This window comes from Hoyosella altamirensis, assembly GCF_014191505.1.
GTDB lineage: Bacteria > Actinomycetota > Actinomycetes > Mycobacteriales > Mycobacteriaceae > Hoyosella > Hoyosella altamirensis.
The window spans coordinates 1,125,897-1,142,356 of sequence record NZ_JACHWS010000001.1 but is presented as its reverse complement, the minus strand read 5'-3'; the positions used below and the strand labels follow the sequence as shown (position 1 = coordinate 1,142,356).

Annotated in this window: 17 protein-coding genes; 7 read left to right on the top strand and 10 right to left on the bottom strand. The window is 61.7% G+C overall.

Features of this window, described 5'->3' with window-relative positions; genetic code table 11:
• Positions 1–33: 33 nt before the first annotated feature.
• The 3 genes from FHU29_RS05495 to FHU29_RS05485 form a co-directional block, all read right to left on the bottom strand.
• Positions 34–972, bottom strand: coding sequence for a carbohydrate kinase family protein (locus tag FHU29_RS05495; RefSeq protein WP_183377476.1), 939 nt, complete (start codon positions 970–972; stop codon positions 34–36).
• A 111-nt stretch (positions 973–1,083) separates the two neighbouring features.
• Positions 1,084–1,287 (bottom strand): cold-shock protein, encoded by a 204-nt coding sequence (locus tag FHU29_RS05490; RefSeq protein ID WP_013807433.1) that lies wholly within the window; start codon positions 1,285–1,287, stop codon positions 1,084–1,086.
• 258 nt (positions 1,288–1,545) lie between these two features.
• Positions 1,546–2,382, bottom strand: coding sequence for a thioesterase family protein (locus FHU29_RS05485; RefSeq protein ID WP_064440911.1), 837 nt, complete (start codon positions 2,380–2,382; stop codon positions 1,546–1,548).
• Between the two features lie 106 nt (positions 2,383–2,488).
• Between FHU29_RS05485 and FHU29_RS05480 the strand changes: the two genes are divergently transcribed.
• The 5 genes from FHU29_RS05480 to FHU29_RS05465 all read left to right on the top strand — a co-directional run bounded on the left by FHU29_RS05480 (position 2,489) and on the right by FHU29_RS05465 (position 7,491).
• Positions 2,489–3,190, top strand: coding sequence for a TetR/AcrR family transcriptional regulator (locus FHU29_RS05480; RefSeq protein WP_064440912.1), 702 nt, complete (start codon positions 2,489–2,491; stop codon positions 3,188–3,190).
• 40 nt (positions 3,191–3,230) lie between these two features.
• Entirely contained in the window at positions 3,231–4,490 is a 1,260-nt protein-coding gene (locus FHU29_RS05475) for a potassium/proton antiporter (RefSeq protein ID WP_064440913.1), read from the top strand.
• 179 nt (positions 4,491–4,669) lie between these two features.
• A complete protein-coding gene (locus FHU29_RS05470; protein ID WP_260152066.1) occupies positions 4,670–5,410 on the top strand; it encodes an oxygenase MpaB family protein in 741 nt (246 codons plus the stop codon).
• Positions 5,296–5,580 carry an oxygenase MpaB family protein gene (locus FHU29_RS23075; RefSeq protein ID WP_260152064.1) on the top strand — a complete coding sequence of 95 codons (285 nt, stop codon included), beginning with the start codon at positions 5,296–5,298 and terminating at the stop codon, positions 5,578–5,580. The genes FHU29_RS05470 and FHU29_RS23075 overlap by 115 nt, the downstream gene beginning before the upstream one ends.
• Before the next feature lie 132 nt (positions 5,581–5,712).
• Complete coding sequence (locus FHU29_RS05465; protein ID WP_064440914.1) at positions 5,713–7,491, top strand: AMP-dependent synthetase/ligase; 1,779 nt, start codon at positions 5,713–5,715, stop codon at positions 7,489–7,491.
• A gap of 70 nt (positions 7,492–7,561) precedes the next feature.
• On the opposite strand, the gene FHU29_RS05460 is transcribed toward FHU29_RS05465, so the two are convergent.
• On the bottom strand, positions 7,562–8,716 hold the full coding sequence (locus FHU29_RS05460) for an acyl-CoA dehydrogenase family protein (RefSeq protein ID WP_064440915.1): 1,155 nt from the start codon (positions 8,714–8,716) through the stop codon (positions 7,562–7,564).
• A 214-nt stretch (positions 8,717–8,930) separates the two neighbouring features.
• On the opposite strand from FHU29_RS05460, the gene FHU29_RS05455 reads away from it, so the two are divergent.
• Positions 8,931–9,647 carry a GntR family transcriptional regulator gene (locus FHU29_RS05455; protein ID WP_064440916.1) on the top strand — a complete coding sequence of 239 codons (717 nt, stop codon included), beginning with the start codon at positions 8,931–8,933 and terminating at the stop codon, positions 9,645–9,647.
• The gene (locus FHU29_RS05450) at positions 9,647–11,800 is read left to right on the top strand and encodes a molybdopterin-dependent oxidoreductase (RefSeq protein ID WP_064440917.1); all 2,154 of its coding nucleotides are present in this window, start codon (positions 9,647–9,649) and stop codon (positions 11,798–11,800) included. The genes FHU29_RS05455 and FHU29_RS05450 overlap by 1 nt, the downstream gene beginning before the upstream one ends.
• Here the strand turns inward: FHU29_RS05450 and FHU29_RS05445 are convergent.
• From FHU29_RS05445 to FHU29_RS05420, 6 genes are all read right to left on the bottom strand, one after another.
• Positions 11,793–12,836 (bottom strand): hypothetical protein, encoded by a 1,044-nt coding sequence (locus FHU29_RS05445; RefSeq protein WP_232322991.1) that lies wholly within the window; start codon positions 12,834–12,836, stop codon positions 11,793–11,795. The genes FHU29_RS05450 and FHU29_RS05445 overlap by 8 nt on opposite strands.
• Complete coding sequence (locus tag FHU29_RS05440) at positions 12,833–13,528, bottom strand: GNAT family N-acetyltransferase (RefSeq protein ID WP_064440918.1); 696 nt, start codon at positions 13,526–13,528, stop codon at positions 12,833–12,835. Before FHU29_RS05440 ends, FHU29_RS05445 begins: the two co-directional genes overlap by 4 nt.
• Before the next feature lie 80 nt (positions 13,529–13,608).
• Positions 13,609–14,214, bottom strand: coding sequence for a TetR/AcrR family transcriptional regulator (locus FHU29_RS05435; RefSeq protein ID WP_232322992.1), 606 nt, complete (start codon positions 14,212–14,214; stop codon positions 13,609–13,611).
• 3 nt (positions 14,215–14,217) lie between these two features.
• Positions 14,218–14,580, bottom strand: coding sequence for a hypothetical protein (locus tag FHU29_RS05430; protein ID WP_064440920.1), 363 nt, complete (start codon positions 14,578–14,580; stop codon positions 14,218–14,220).
• Positions 14,581–14,682: 102 nt separating this feature from the next.
• Complete coding sequence (locus FHU29_RS05425) at positions 14,683–15,465, bottom strand: enoyl-CoA hydratase (RefSeq protein ID WP_064440921.1); 783 nt, start codon at positions 15,463–15,465, stop codon at positions 14,683–14,685.
• Entirely contained in the window at positions 15,462–16,460 is a 999-nt protein-coding gene (locus FHU29_RS05420; RefSeq protein WP_064440922.1) for an NAD(P)H-dependent flavin oxidoreductase, read from the bottom strand. The genes FHU29_RS05425 and FHU29_RS05420 overlap by 4 nt, the downstream gene beginning before the upstream one ends.

The following is a 16,460-nucleotide window of genomic DNA, read 5'->3' as shown; positions in this document are numbered from 1 at the left end:
CGGTGGGTCAAGATCAGGCTGCAGGTATTCGGGTTAGGCTCGTGCGGCGACGTAGGCGTCGCGGGCCGCGCGCGTTGGGAGATCAGCGCCAGCCCTGGCTACCGTGAGTGCAGAAACCGCCGCCGCATCGTTCAGCACTCCGGCAAGTTCATCGCATGTGATCGCTGCGAGCCGCCCGTCGAGCATGTCGCGTGACCAGAGCGAGTCGAGTATGCCGGTCATGAATGCATCACCCGCGCCGACCGTGTCGATGACGTCGACCTTGTGCGGGGCGATTTCGACTTCTCCGTCACGGCACGCACCAAGTGCGCCCTCCTTGCCTTTCGTCACCACGACGACAGAGGGCCCGCGGGAAAGCCAGTCACGCACTACGTCTTCTGGCGGCACTCCGGGTGCGTACCATTCGAGATCCTCGTCGCTCGCCTTCACGACATCAGCCGATGACACGAAAAGGTCGATGCGCTCGCGGGCGCGTGCGGGGTTGGTGATCAGGCCGGGCCGGACGTTGGGGTCGAAACTGATGACCGAACTCGCCCCCGCGAGCGTCGCGGCTACTGCCTCTGCTCCCGGCTCCAGAAACGTGGCAATCGAGCCGGTGTGAATGAGCACTGGCACGTGGGGTGTTGCTATCGCAGCGATATCCCAATGGATATCGAATTCGTAGCGCGCGGCACCGTTCTCATCGAGAAGGGCCTTCGCAGTTGAAGTCCGGGCGGCCGGTGAGACGAAAGTTGTTCCCACCCCTGAGGCTTCGAGGTGGCTGCGGATCATCTCACCGTGGCGATCAGCGGCGAATTGTGTGGCAAATTCAACCTGCCGCCCGAGCCGCGAGAGTCCGACGGCGACGTTGCAGGGGCTGCCTCCGACGTGTTCCGCAGCGGAAACATCCTGGCCGGGACGGCTGACGATATCGATGAGCGATTCACCAATTACTAGTGCATATGAGTTCAAATCTTCATGACCAAATGGCATGGATTTACGCTAGCGCATAGAACCTCGCCAGGAAACGCCTATGCCCCCGCATCGCCAAGCGATACGGGGGCATAGAACTAAAGTCGAGGGAAAACCTCAGACCGGTTTACCTCAGATGGGGCGAACCGCGATGGCCTGCTGGCCCTTCGGGCTCTGCCCGATCTCGAACTCAACTCGCTGGTTCTCTTCGAGCGAGCGGAAACCGCTTGACTGGATTTCCGAGTAGTGGACGAAAACGTCAGCGGAGCCATCCTCAGGAGCGATAAAGCCGAAGCCTTTTTCCGAGTTGAACCACTTGACTGTGCCCTGCGCCATGATACTTCTTTCTCTTACCGGTAGATGATGGGTAGACGTTCCAGCCCATCCAGCCGGTTGTGGTCGGGGGCACACGAGGGGGTTCCTGACAATCCTGCCAGGGTGTCCCGGGTTCGAGCGCCCTGCGACCGCAACATCGATCTCGAGCACGTACGAAACGAACACCGAAAACTACGACCGGACTCAAGTAGAACACATCCGCGGTGCCCGCGCTAGTGCAACACGCCAGTGTCACACCGGCGAAGCGCTCCTGGCGGCCTAGCGGCGCTGCTTGGCGGGCACGGGAATGCGCACACCAGCAAGCTGGACTGCCTGCCCCACGACGCGCCCCTCACTGTCCCACACGGTCGTCGTCTCATCCATGCGGTCGTCGCTGATTTCCGCCGAACTAGTGTGCACTTGCAGCGGGCCCGGGGCCGGGTGACGCCGAACGAATGCCGTCAGCTGCAGAGTAGGCGCCCACCCTGGTATACCCATCTCGAGGGACACGGGCGGCGACGGGTCGAGCGCGATAAGCATGCTGAAGGGGTCCCAGGCAGTGCCGTCAGCCAGACTCACCCACGTTCCAACGAAGCCGCGTCGCGATGGCTCACCGATGGCGAATCCTAGTGCGGCGGGGTCGATGTACTGTTCGACCATCCCCATCAGCGAAAGCCGGGTATCAACACCGGGCGACTCGACGGGAATGCGGACACAGCGCTCCCTGGGCGGGAGATCTACTGGGGCACTTGAGGTCCAGTACGGATCGTCAGCACCGAGCGCGCCGAAAGTCATGAGTGCGGACACACACGTCGCCCCGCCCTGCACAAGTCGCGCCTGGACCTGCGTCGCGCTGCGTCCACTGCGAAGCAGTTCGGTGACGACTTCAGCTGCGCCAGGCTCCGGTGGCTGCACGTACGTCGCGCTGATAGCTGACACATCAGGGTGCGCGTCCGGCTTCGCCTCATCGGCCCGGGCCGCGGCAGCCCGGGCCACGACGGCGAGGAGATATCCGCCGTGCAACTTGTCCCCAATCGACCATTGGCCGTCGAGGGTGACCCCATAGCGATCCCTATCGTTCCGCTTGGGAAGGGTTGCTCGCGCGAACTCGCTCATGACGGGCTCCATCTAGGTATCGCGGTGGTCACCGCTATTGCTTGGCACCATCAAGTTAACGTCGTCAGGTTGACAGTGTCAACTTAACCCTGGGAGGATTGGGGCTATGACACGTACACGCAACCGGGCCCGGCCAGGAGAGGGCGCCCGGCTGCGTGACGACATTCTGGACGCAGCCGAAGCCCTCCTAGAGGAGAGTGGAACCGAGGAAGCGCTCACCATGCGCGCGGTCGCCGCGAAGACTGGCGTGACCACCCCCGCGGTCTACCTCCATTTCGCGGACAAAGAAGCACTTCTCGAAGCCGTGTGCCTACGGGTCTGGTCACAACTCGGGGCCGAGGTGCGAGAACGCGGAAAGACACGCAGCAACCCGTTCTCGGCCCTCGCCGAGCAAGGGCGTACATTCGCGCAGTTCGCCCTAGCGCACCCGATCCAGTACCGGGTGCTGATGATGCGCCCCTCGATGACTCCCGGAGTATCGGAGGCCGCTCAGGCTTGCTACCAGTTCCACGCCGACACAGTCACGCAGTGCGTCGAATCCGGCATCCTGCAAGGCGATTCTGAACGTCTTGCGCTGTCCCTTTGGGCAGCGCTGCACGGCTGCGTGTCACTACTCATCGCGCAACCCGACTTTCCCTGGCCGGATACGCCCGATGCCATCGTCGAGGATGCGATCCGGATGGCGGGCTATGGGACAGCATTAAGTTCACGGATCCCCCACTCCACCAGAATCCCGTCGTCGGATCTGCCCCGGCGACTCGATGCCGCAGCCGATCAACTGATGAACGAGGGACCACCAGAAGCCTGACGCGAGTCGCGAGCGACGACGAAGGAAGGAAACGGAAACGGTGACAACCGATCAGCTCAACATCGCCCTCCTAGGCGCAATGCTGATTCTGCTGATCGGCGCGATAGCGGTGACGTTTGCGACACGCATCGGGCTCCCAGCGCTCCTTGCTTTCCTCGGCCTCGGACTCATCATCGGGGAAGACGGTCTGGGCATCGAGTTTGACGACAAGAATCTCGCCCAAGTCCTCGGTTTTCTCGCGCTAGCCGTGATCCTGGCCGAGGGCGGTCTTTCCACCAGATGGTCAGAGATTCGTCCAGCACTACCGTTCGCACTCCTCCTCTCTACGGTGGGTGTTGGCGTCAGCGTTGCGGTCGTCGCCGTGGTGATCCGATTCGCGCTCGGAGTTGATTGGCAGATCGCAGTCCTCATCGGTGCAATCGTTTCGTCGACCGACGCCGCTGCCGTGTTCTCGATCCTGCGGCGTCTCCCCCTGCAGGCACGAGTTCGGTCCGCGCTCGAAGCGGAATCTGGCCTGAATGATCCACCCGTGGTCATTCTCGTTGTCATCGTTGTCTCCGGCACATGGGCCGATACCGGACTGGTGGGGTCAGCGGCAATGTTTGGGTACCAGCTGATTGTGGGCGCGCTCATCGCTCTGGTGGTAGCAACGCTTGGCGGGTGGCTGCTGCGGCGTATCGCCGTGCCCGAACCAGGTCTCTATCCGGCAGCCATGTTCGGTTTGCCGTTGCTCGCATTCGGGGCAGCAGGAGCGATCGGCGCGAGCGGCTTTCTCGCGGCATATGTCGCTGGCCTGCTCCTGTGCAACGCGCAACTCCCCCACCGGCGTCACACCCTGAACTTCGCACACGGTGTCGCATGGATCGCACAGATCACGCTATTCGTCATGCTCGGACTGCTCGCCACCCCCCACGATCTCCCAGCAGCGGTCGCACCGGCATTGATCATTGGCGGCGCACTTCTGCTGCTCGCCCGTCCCGCGTCCGTGCTGGTTACTTCAGCCGCGATGATCCGCGTGCGGAGTCCGGAAGCGGACGACCAGACATCGTCCAGCAAGACACGCAGGCTGCAGTGGCAACTACCCCTGCGCGAGCAGGCTTTTCTTTCATGGGCCGGGCTGCGCGGCGCCGTCCCCATCGTTCTCGCAACGATCCCCCAGGGACAGGGGATTTCAGACACCGAGAACCTCTTCGACATCGTTCTCGTGCTCGTCGTCATCTTCACCCTGATCCAGGGCCCAACGCTCCCCGCCGCGGCCAGGAAACTTGGCGTCACCGCTGAACCTGGCCGCAAAACCTGACCAGTTCGCAAAAACTCGTCGATTACAACCCGGACACAACCCCCGCGGCCCGCCATTCTTCCTAGCCAAAGCGCCTTATTGACGAACATTAAAGATATGTAAGAACGCGACTTGAACCTGTCCTTCATGGGGGGCTTTGCTGACGTTACGCATTAGCAATTCCCTGCATTGGAGGATCAATGACGACCTCGCTTCGTTCTACCGCACCGCAGCGTACGCCCCGCGTCCCGCGCGTCCCCTTCACGGAGGGAAGCAAGCTGTGGGACGGCGCAGGACTCATTACCTTCGCGCTGACAAACAGTTCGGCATTCGCCCTACAAACCATGCATCCCACCGTCGGGATCGTCGTGGGTGAGCACTCAACATTCCGCACCGACGCGCTGGGCCGAGCCAAACGCAGCATCGCCTCCGTAATGACGTGGGTGTACGGCGGCGAAGAGGCCCTAGCGGAGGCGGACCGCCTCCGGCAAATGCACAAGCCTCTCAATTCCCGCGACGAACACGGAAACACGCATCACGCGCTCTCGGCAGGACCATGGGCCTGGATCATGCTGACCGCCCCGCACGGTTTCGCCACGGCTGACAAGTACTTTTCAACCGAACCGAGTACCGAAGAACACCAGGAAGCGGTCTACGCCGAAGTAGTGCAGCTCATGCGCAATCTATACGTGCAAGAGCGTGAGATTCCGAAGACGTATGCGGAATACGTCGAGGTCTTCGACGAGATCATCGATGAGGTGCTGGTGGCGCACCCCACGGCCTACGAGTTCCTGGAGACGGTGCGCCGATTGCCCCCTCCATCGAGTTGCCAACGGCACTGCACCCTCTATGGCGCGTCCTCACGCTCCTCCCTGGCGAACTCCTGTACTTCGTCACGGTCGGCACGATGCCCGAGAAGGCGCGTGAGAAACTCGGCCTGAAGTGGACCACCCGCGATGAGCGCCTACTCAGGGCATTCGGTTTCGCCGTCAGCTACGGGGTAAGTGCACTGCCTGAGCGCCTTCGCTACTTCCCCATCGCTTATCAAGCACGCAAAGCAGCGCGGGAGCGCTCGAAGCTCGTCGGCATGCTCGAGCATCGCCCTATGTGACAACACTCCGGAGCAGTCCGAATTGACGGGATCTCTAGCTTCTAGGCTTCCAATAAGTTAACGTGAGTTCTCACACACAGCATTCCTGTTACCACCGCGGCCACCGCAACCATGATCGAAGGAACCTAACAGATGGGCACAACCAATTCAGAGACGCTATGCGCCGCGTTCCAGGCGCAGGTGGCTCGCATTCCGGGCAAAACTGCAGTTCGGACGGCTGACGGATCAGTCAGCCTGACGTGGCGGGATTACGGGAAGCGGGTACAGCGCATGGCCGCTGGCCTCGCAGCACTGGGTGTCAAGCATGGCGACACAGTCGGAATGATGCTGACGAACCGTCCCGAGTTCCACGTTGCAGACACGGCGATTCTTCACCTGGGTGCGGGCGCGTTCTCGGTTTACAACTCCTCCCCTGCCGAGCAAATCCAGTACATCTTCCGGAACGCAGATAACCGTGTCGTAATTTGTGAACCGCAGTTCCTCGATACGGTTCGGCAAGCGAGCGAAGGAACGGCCGTCGAGCACATCGTGTGCGTCGACAGTGAAGACACTGCCCCTGCTGGAACTATGAGTCTGTCCGCGCTCGACGAACTCGGGGATCCCACGTTCGATTTCGGTGCCGCATGGCGCGCGGTGCAGCCTTCGGACCTCGCGACGATCATCTACACCTCTGGCACGACGGGTCCACCGAAGGGCGTAGAACTCACGCACGCCAACCTGATGACGCAAATCACCGCGGTCGAAACACTCATTACTCCGGAGGACGACGACACGGTCATCTCCTACCTTCCCGACGCGCATGCCGCGAACCGGATCGCGGCGCACTACCGCAGCGTGGCGACCGGGACTCAGGTCATCACGGTTGACGATCCGAAGAAGGTCATCGAGGCACTCATCGCACTTCGGCCGACCATCTTCGGTGCTGTCCCCGCTATCTGGTACAAGCTGAAAGCGCGGCTCGACGCTGCACTCGCGGCCGAAACCGGGGTTAAGAAGTCCCTTGCGTTGTGGGCGCTGGCCACCGGCACCAAAGTGGCGACGCTCAAATCTGACGGCAAATCGATACCGCCGCTGCTCGCAGTACAGCACCGGATTGCCGACAAGCTCGTGCTCAGCAAGTTCCGTGAGCGTTTGGGAATGGACAATCTGCGCGTCGCCCTATCAGGTGCAGCGCCCATCGCCCCGGATGTGATGGCCTTCGTACTCGGACTCGGTCTTCCGGTGAGCGAGGTCTGGGGCATGTCGGAAACCGCCTTGATCGTGACCTACAACCCGCTCAGTGCACCACGTATCGGAACGGTGGGCACCACTATCCGCGGCATGCGGGTGGCGCTCGCGGATGATGGTGAAGTCCTGGTCAAGGGACCTCAAATCATGCGCGGCTACCGCGGAGATCCGGAGAAGACGGCGGAGGCCATCGATAGTGACGGCTGGCTGCACACCGGGGATCTCGGACAGCTAGATAGCGACGGCTACCTCACGATCATCGACCGCAAGAAAGAAATCATCATCAACGCGGCCGGCAAGAATATGGCCCCCTCGAACATCGAAGGGATGGTGAAGGTGGCATGCCCACTGGCGGGTTCGGTGGTCGCGGTCGGCGATAATCAGAAATACATCGTCGCACTCATCACCCTCGATCCGGACGCGGCGGCTGCGTTCGCCGAAGCGCACGGGATATCGAACGTGGACCCGGCTGAACTCAGCGTTCACCCCGATCTTGTCGCCACAGTCCAGGCTGGTATCGACGCGGCGAATGCCAGGCTTTCCCGTGTGGAGCAGATCAAGAAGTTCACGATCTTGCCAACCTTCTGGGAGCCCGGGAGCGAGGAACTCACCCCTACGATGAAGCTGAAGCGCAAGCCCATCGCGAAGAAGTACAGCGGCGAAATCGAGGCGCTGTACCGCTAGCCGCCGCGCTCGAGAACTACAAAACAGGACCCCGCTTAGCGGGGTCCTGTTTTGTTTGCCGATCCGGTTATCAGAGGCCGTAGGACTTGCCGATGATGTCGCGCTGAATTTCATTTGTGCCGCCGTAGATCGACGACACCAGCGTGGTGCGGACATGTTGTTCCATGTCGAACTCGGTGGCGTAGCCGTAACCGCCCATCATCTGCATGCCTTCGAGGGCTACCTTCTTTGCCGTCTCAGTCAGCTTCAGCTTCGCCATCGACGCTTCGCGGGGGAAGAGCTTCGTTGGGTTCTCGTCAACAAGCCGTGCGACGCTGTAGACGAGCAGCCTAGAGCACTCGATTTCAGTCGCGAGGTCGGCAAGCCGATGGCGCAGTGCCTGGAAAGTCCCCACCGGCCGACCGAACTGTTTACGCTCAGTGACGAATTTCAGCGTGTCAGCGAAAGCGCGCTCAGCGACGCCGAGCATCATCGCAGCGAGGATGAGTCGCTCGATGTTCAGACCCGTCATCAGTTGCATCCAGCCGTTGTCGACCTCACCGATCACCGCGTCTTCCGGCAGCAGGCAGTCCGTGAAGTAGAGGTCGTTGACTTCTTTGCCGCCCATTGTGTCGATGCCGCTGATCTTGAGTCCGTCGACGCCCGCTGGGACGTGGAACATGGTCAGGCCCTCATGCTTGGCACCAGTACGTGATGTCCGCGCGACGAGCAAGATGTTCTCCGCGAAATGCGCGTTCGAGCACCACGTCTTTTGCCCGTTGATCAACCAGCCGTCCGAGGTCTTCTCGGCACGGCAACTCAGGTTGGCGACATCGGACCCTGCTTCCGGTTCGGACATCGAGATCGACTCAGAGGCGCCGCGGACAATGCCGCCGAGTACTTCTTGCTTTTGTGCCTCGGTACCGAATTTCGCATACGCGGCACCCGTTATGAAGGTCGGGCCTATGCCGCCGATTGGCGCCATGCCTCTGCTGGCTTCCTCGAGCAGGATGCATGTGTCGACCATGCTTCCCGCGGCACCCCCGTATTCTTCGGGAACCATCACGCCGATCCAGCCAAGCTCCGCCATCTTTTCGTAAAGCGCCTGGTTGTGGTTGTGCTGCCCGTGATGCGTTAGCGCATCTCGCTGCTCGCGCGTGCCACATTCGCGACGGCAGAAATCGGCGACCGCCTGAGCGAAATCGCGTTGCTCGGCGGTAAAACCGAGGTCAAGAGACGAAGACATGTGAGACCTCTCATTGTGTTGATATTTGATCAAATATAACGCGAAACATCGACCCAAGGCCAGTGCGAGACGACGGGATCACTCGCAAGCTGCGCCGTTCACCCGTACACTCGCAGCTAAGAGTTATATTTGATCAGATTAGACACAGAGTAGCGCCGGGTCCAGAGAGACAATCCCGCAGCGGAGGCGGAAGCGCCACAGGAGGATACGACGAATGCCGACGGCTAGCAAGCGCCCCGCGACTGCGGCAGGCAAGGTACCGCCACTACGGCGGCGATCTCAGCTCTCCGATGACGTGGCCGACCATGTACGCGGTTCAATCATGTCAGGCCAGGTGAAACCCGGTGAGTTCATCAGACTTGATGAAACAGCTGCGGCACTTGGCGTCAGCATCACGCCAGTCCGGGAAGCACTGCTCACGTTGCGCGGTGAAGGACTCGTCCACCTCGAACCGCACCGTGGATATGCTGTGTCACCATTGACCCGCACAGACATCACGGACATCTTCTGGCTACAAGGACAGATAGCCGTCGAACTCGCCGTCCGCGCCGCACAACGCATCAGCGAGGACTCCCTCAAACGGCTCGAAGGACTGCTCACCGAAATGGCTGAAGCGGTCGAAAGCGGCAACGGCGACGCCGTGACAACCAGCGTCTTCGAATTCCACCGCTCGATAAACCACATCTCGGGCGGCACAAAGCTTGCGTGGTTCCTGCAGAACGCGCTCCGCTATACGCCACACCGGCTCTACGCATCGAGCGCGGACTGGGGCAAACAGGCTGTCAGCAGCCATGAGCAACTCGTTGCGGCGATGCGTGGAAGGGATTTAGACGCGGTCCGGCACCTGGTTCACGCGCAATTCAGCGACGGTGCGGATCGGCTTATCCAGCATCTGGACGAAATCGGAATGTGGGACCACGAGGAGAGCTAGTGCCCAATCAGCGAACGGTCAACCGCCAATGCACCCTTTGCGAAGCGCACTGCGGCATTCAGGTGACCACGGAAGGTCAGCGCGTCACATTCATCGAGGGCGACCCCGCAGATGTGATGTCCCGGGGATACATTTGCCCTAAAGCCACCGCGCTCGCTGGCCTGCACCACGATCCAGACCGGCTCCGTACGCCGATGCGCCGAAACGGCGACACATTCGAACCGATCACCTGGGACGCGGCCTTCGCAGAAATCGGGCAGCGCCTGCGGGCCATCCGCAAACAGCACGGCCGAAGTTCGATCGCCATGTATCTCGGAAATCCTGCGGCGCACAGCCCGTCGGTGATGTACGGACTGCTGCTGCGGGCAGCCTTGCTAACGCGGAATTTCTACTCCGCTTCGTCGGTTGATCAGTTCCCGCAAGAGTTCGCAGCGTGGCGCATGTTCGGCTCGAGTTTCCTCATGCCGGTGGCCGATATCGATCGCACACAAAGGCTCGTTATTCTTGGCGCCAACCCCGCCGTATCGAATGGTTCGGTGACGACGATGCCGGACGCCAAGAAGCGGATACGCGACGTACGGCGACGCGGCGGGAAAGTCGTTGTCATCGATCCACGACGCACTGAAACCGCACGCATCGCCGACGAACATGTCGCAATCGATCCTGGTGGCGACCCATATTTGCTCCTCGCAATGCTCCACGTGCTCAACGAAGAGAAACTCGTCGACTCAGAGGTCGTGGGGCGGAACCTTTCCGGATGGGACGAGTTGTGCCGACTGACCAGTGAAGTCACCCCGGAGTTCGCCGCCGCTCGCTGCGGTGTCGATGCTGAGGTGATCCGGCGGCTCGCCCGTGAACACGCCGCCGCGTCTTCAGCAGTGGTGTACGCGCGCATCGGAGTCTGTCAGCACACCACCGGCACAATCACCCACTGGCTGGTTAACGCCATCAATGCTGTGACCGGCAATTTCGACCATCCCGGCGGGCAGATGTACACCACTCCGCCCGTCGATGCGATGCGTTGGCTGCGGTGGTTGCCAATCCCCTACGGAAACTGGACCGACCGCAGCGGGACACGCAAGGCCTTCCGCTTCGAACTGCCCGTCAGCGGGCTAGCGCAAGACATTCTCAATGAAGGACCTGGCCGAATCCGCGCGATGATCACCTACGCCGGGAATCCAGTCCTGTCCACCCCGCAGCGAGGCAAGCTGGCCGACGCACTCGCGTCGCTCGATTTCTATGTGGCAGTAGACATGTATGTCACAGAAACAACCCGGCACGCCGACATCATCCTCCCGCCTGTATCGCCGCTCGAACGAGAAGAGTTCGATGTCTTGTTCCCAATTTTCAGTGTCCGTAACAACGCCCGGTACAACGCGCGTGTTTTCGACACTCCCGACGAAGGCCTGGAAGACTGGGAGATCCTCGCACGGCTCGTGACCGAAGTGACGCCCCTCCCGCTACGGCAGTTCACCGGTGATCTTCTGAACGGAGTCTTCTCTCGTGTGAGCCCCCTTCGGATCGCAGCGGTAGGCGTCGCCCTGGGCCCGCACGGACTCCTCCGGCGCGGAACCCGCGGCATCACGATCAAAAAGATCAAGAACACTCCCGGCGGAATCGATCTTGGCCCGCTTCAGCCGCGCCTTACGAAACTGATCCGGACCAAGGATCGCCGCGTGCAGCTAGCGCCACCCGATCTGATTGCCGAGGCTCGACACATCGTCAATGCACCTGCGCAGCGCTCCACGAAGTTCGATCTCCGCCTCATAGGCCGCCGCCACCTGCGCAGCAACAACTCCTGGCTGCACAACGTTCCCACCATGGTCAAAGGGCGCGATCGCTGCACCGTGCTAATGCACCCGGCAGACGCGGCGACCCGAAGCTTGACCTCCGGCCAGCGCGTCGACGTGACGTCAGCGGTTGGCACCATCACGGTGCCCGTCGAGGTCAGTTCCGATATCGTTCGCGGCACAGTCGCGATTCCCCATGGCTGGGGACATCATGAAGGTTCAACGTGGTCAGTCGCCGCCCAGCACCCAGGCGCCAACGTCAACCTGCTCCACGATCCTGAGGTCGGCGATACATTCACCGGCAACGGCGGACTCAATTCCACCAGCGTCCATATCGAACCCGCAGCGAAAATCGTCACCTGAGGTGTGCCAGGGCAAGTCCGGGGGTGATGCCAACATGGATATGGTCCTGATGGACGTCGTCAGAGAAGAAACCCGGCCGGTCTCCGTTGAGGTCGAACGGCCCGCCCACCTCGGTCGCACCTAGCCACGCGGCGCGTTGCATGAAGTCCGCGACCACGTCACTGGGCATCTCACGGCTGACCACATTGATCCCGTTGATCTCCCGGATATCGACCGCGCGGCCTACTGCATGATTCGACGTGCGCTCCGTCGGAAAAACGGTCTGAATATGGCCGGTGTGCATCACCTGTACGGCAAGCGTGTACTCACGCGCGAGACCGAGCAGGACATGCAGTAGTGCATCACTGATGCGGCCCGTGCTCACATCGAGCGCGGCCGGACCCGAGAGCGTGATCCGAGGTTCCGCCAGGACAGACTGTGCTGTGTAGCTCAGCGCCACGGGTGGGCTAAGCGAGGTCAGCGGGTTGATTCGATCGACACCCCATGCGCCCTCAGCCGAACGCGAAAGCCGGAGATCAAGCGCAATCTGACGAGTTGAACGATCACCGGTGACCAGTTCGGTGTCCTGGTCGAACAGAGCGATCACGGCGGCGCGGTGCCCCGCGAGACCGCCATACTGCGGATAAACCATGCGCAGGGTGCTGGCGATCGCGTCAGGTGTGTCCAGCACGGTTGCAGTTTGTGCGGCGGATTCGCGCGCACCGGCAGCGTTGAGGCTACCGACAGCGCCAGTGCCCGCTAACCAGGTTCCCGCAGTCTCCAGAAACGCAGCGGCGGTGCGCTTGATTTCTGGCGCGATCTCCCGTGGGCCTGGCAGCCAGTGGCTCGATTCCGGCGAGAGCGGTTCCACATGCGGAGGGGCTGGTTCAGGCTCAGGTTCAGGCGCGGGCCGGTATTCTGGCGTCGCCGACAGTGGCGTTGATATCCGGTCCGTTGGCTCCCCCACGCGTGACCCGCTGGCGGTGCTGCATCCCACCACGATGCCCGCTGGCAGAGCGGCAAGGATACCGAGAGCTTGTCGGCGAGTGAATGTCATTGCCGATCACGATAAGGAAGTGTCCCCCCGCCATTCAAGAAGTATCGGTAAAGACGAATAGGATTTCCGTCACGTGTGACAGAATCGCCCGCGGGAACCCAGTCAAGCAACTCGTAGAACCTGGCGGCATTTTCGTTCTGCAGGTCAGTGATCAGCTCCGCTACCTCAGCACCGTCGGTTGCGCACTGCTTCAAGAATTCGTTGACGAGTGCAGCCCCTACACCGCGCTCGCGGAACCCGGGAAAGACTGCGACCCCCGCGAGGACTGCAGTTTGCGGACTACCACCATGCGCGGTGCGCGAGGAACGGACGAACGCCCTCGCTATGCGGCGCGTCCATCGCACGGCACGTGTCCGCGCGAATTCGGCAGCAAGCGAGGGATTCCTAAGCAGCGCTACCGCACCCGTGAGGGCCAGTGCGAAGAAGCTCCGCCAGGCACGCAAAAGCGCGTCCGTGTGCGTGAGGTGGTCCGTCGAACCGAGCAGAAATCCGCCATATGCGCCGTCAGCACGATCGACCGCTACGAGGAGAACGCCATGCGGGGCGGCAAGCACCGTCTTGTGCCACTGCCGCAAGAAACGCACCCCGAGGGCAGGGAACAGCCCCATCGGCAGCATCTCGCTGTGGGCGAACGACGTCGCACGGACATCGTCGACCGTGGCTGGACGGATGATTAGATCTGCTGCGGTCACCTAGTGGGACTTCCCGGTCACGCGGGTGGCTAACCCTTTCACCATAAGGTGCGGGCGGGCGCCGCGAGTTCAGATCTCTGCTAACGGCCGTCAGGCACCAGGGCGTTCAAGGTCAATTGCCGCAGCGCCTTTTTCAGCCTGGACTGCTCTATGGGCGAAGTCCCCTGCAAGTAGTCACTCATGATTGCCGTCAGCCCAGCAACGAGGACGGCCAGCGTCGCATCGACGTCGAGTTCCGCACGGAACTGCGCCCTGTTCAGCGCGATGTATGTCCTGCCGACGTCGACCGCTCTCGCGGTAATGCTCTCCATGCGTTCGAGCACACGCAGTTGTGGAGCATCGGCCAGCATCGTGCGCAGCACCGGGCTGTGCTGGTCAACCGCGTCGAAAACAGCGTCCAGAACCGCTGCGGCTAACACCTGCCAGTCTGGCCCTAGATTCCTGTCAATCTGCTGGCTGATCTGTGCGGTGATGTCCTCCGCGATGCGGTCGGCGAGACGGACGAGAACGTCATCCTTGTCCGAAAAGTACTGGTACAACGACCCTTTACTGATGCCAGCAGCATCGGCTATGCGATTCGTCGAGCAATCGTGATATCCGCGTTCAGCTAGGACGTCATGCGCCGCGTCCAGGATCCGCTGCACAGTGTCGTGTGAGCGGGCCTGGACGGGACGTCTGCGATTCACCAACTATTCTTCAGCCACGGGCTCGGCCTCTTCAGGCAGGTCGTCCTGCTGAGAAGCGGTCCTCTTGCTGCCTTTCGACGTGCTCCGGTTCGGCCGGGGCGTTAGACGCTTCCGGATACTCTGCGCGGGGCTCAGCATCCAGTCGGCGTTGTCCAAAAGCCCGTTGGCACGCTCCAGCGTGGTGTTGATGTTGGTGAGCGTGTCATTCAGATACTGCAGCTGATACACCAGCTCCGGCAGCAGGGTGTCTGCCTGCTTCATCAGGCCGTTCGCCTGATCCATCGTCTCATCGAGACTCAGCACCACGTGGGTGAGCCGCCGCACCTTCCCGGGTTGCCGTCCTTGATTTTCGTCTGCTGGGGTCATCAGTCCTCAGTCCCTTCCCATTGACTTCACGCCGATGGTCGCCATTAAATCGCTCCACCGCGCCCGCCGGGGCCGAATCGGGCATAGAAAGTTAATCACGGTTCATCCGAACACTGGCGCGCGCTTCTCGAAGCGCGCGGTGAGCGCCTCGGCGAACTCGGCGCCGGCCAGCAGTTCGCACTGTCCCTCCTTCTCACGTGCAAGAGCCTCGTCGAGTTGGACCACCAGCGGAACTGTCACCGCCCTTTTGGTGAGTGCCTGCGCGCGCCTGGGTCCCGATGCGAGCCGCTCAGCCAGTTCCTCCGTGTGACGTTGCAGCGAATTCCGCGGATGGACGGCAGTGACCAGTCCTTCACGCAGCGCATCCGCGGCGGGCAGGCGTTCACCCAGCAGGAGCAAAGCGTTCGCCTTGGCGCGACCCAGAATCGCGGGGACCATTAGCGTCGCTCCCCCATCCGGCATGAGCCCATTCTTCGTGAACGCCAGCAAGAAATACGCGTCATCCGACGCGAGCACGAAGTCAGACGCAAGGGCGAGAGCGACCCCGTACCCGACGGCTGCGCCCGCCACCTCCGCTATGACGGGCACGTCGAGGGTGACGACGGCGCGAACGGCCCGATTTGCCTTGTCCATGGTTTCTTCCGGCGTGTGAAACGGGCCTTCTGCTGCGGCCGCGAGATCCGCACCTGAACAGAAGGAACCGTCCGCGCCGCTCAGCACGACCACGCGGACCTCGTCTGCGCGTGCCTCGGTAGCCAAGACTTCACCAAGTGCGTCGAGCGTGGCGAAATCCACCGCATTTCGCCGCGCCGGGCGGTTGATGGTGACGCGCAGGACTCCGTCAGTCAGCGTGACGTTAATTGCGTCTCTGCCCGATGCGGTCATCGCGGCACCCCTGCGCCAACAGGTTCCGCAACCATCTCTGCGAGACGCCGCGAAATGAGGGCCTCAGCCTCGCTGACCATACGGGAGACGAGTTCATCGACGGTCGGGATATCGTTGATAAGGCCCTGGCACTGTCCAGTGGTCCAGATTCCTGCATCAAGGTCACCGTCTTCGAATACTTTGCGGCCGCGGGCCCCTGCGACAAGGTGTGCGATTTCGGTGAAGTCGCAGCCTTCTTTTTCTTTCGCAACCACTTCGCGGCTGACCTCGTTGCGGGCAACTCGCGCCGTGTTTCGAAGGGACCGGAAGATGAGTTCCGTGTCGCGTTCAGTGTTCGCGACGATTTGTTCCTTCACTTGCTGCGCGACGGGTGATTCCGCCGTACACATGAAGCGGGTGCCCATGTTCACGCCGTCGGCCCCAAGCGCCAGGGCTGCGACTAGCCCCCGCGCGTCCGCGATCCCGCCCGAGGCAACGACAGGAATCGTGAGGTGATTGACCGCGGCCGGGATGAGAATGAGCGCGGGAACATCGTCCTCACCCGGATGACCTGCGCATTCAAATCCGTCGATACTTACCGCGTCGACACCGATGCGCTCGGCCTTGATCGCGTGCCGAACGCTGGTGCACTTGTGGATCACCTGGATACCGGCATCCTTGAAGAAGGGCAGGTGGTCGGCAGGATTGAATCCTGCCGTTTCAACGATCTTGACTCCAGATTCGACGATCGCCTGCCGATACTCGGCATAGGGCGGCGGGTTGATCGACGGGAGAATCGTCAGGTTCACCCCGAATGGCTTGTCAGTCAGCGAGCGACACCGCTGTACCTCCTTGACCAGATCTTCAGGAGTCGGCTGAGTAAGCGCGGTGATGAAGCCGAGCGCACCGGAGTTCGCCACTGCAGCAACAAGTTCTGCCCGGCCGACCCACATCATGCCACCCTGGACGATCGGGTGTTCCACGCCGAATGCGCGGGTAAATCGCGTCGATAACAC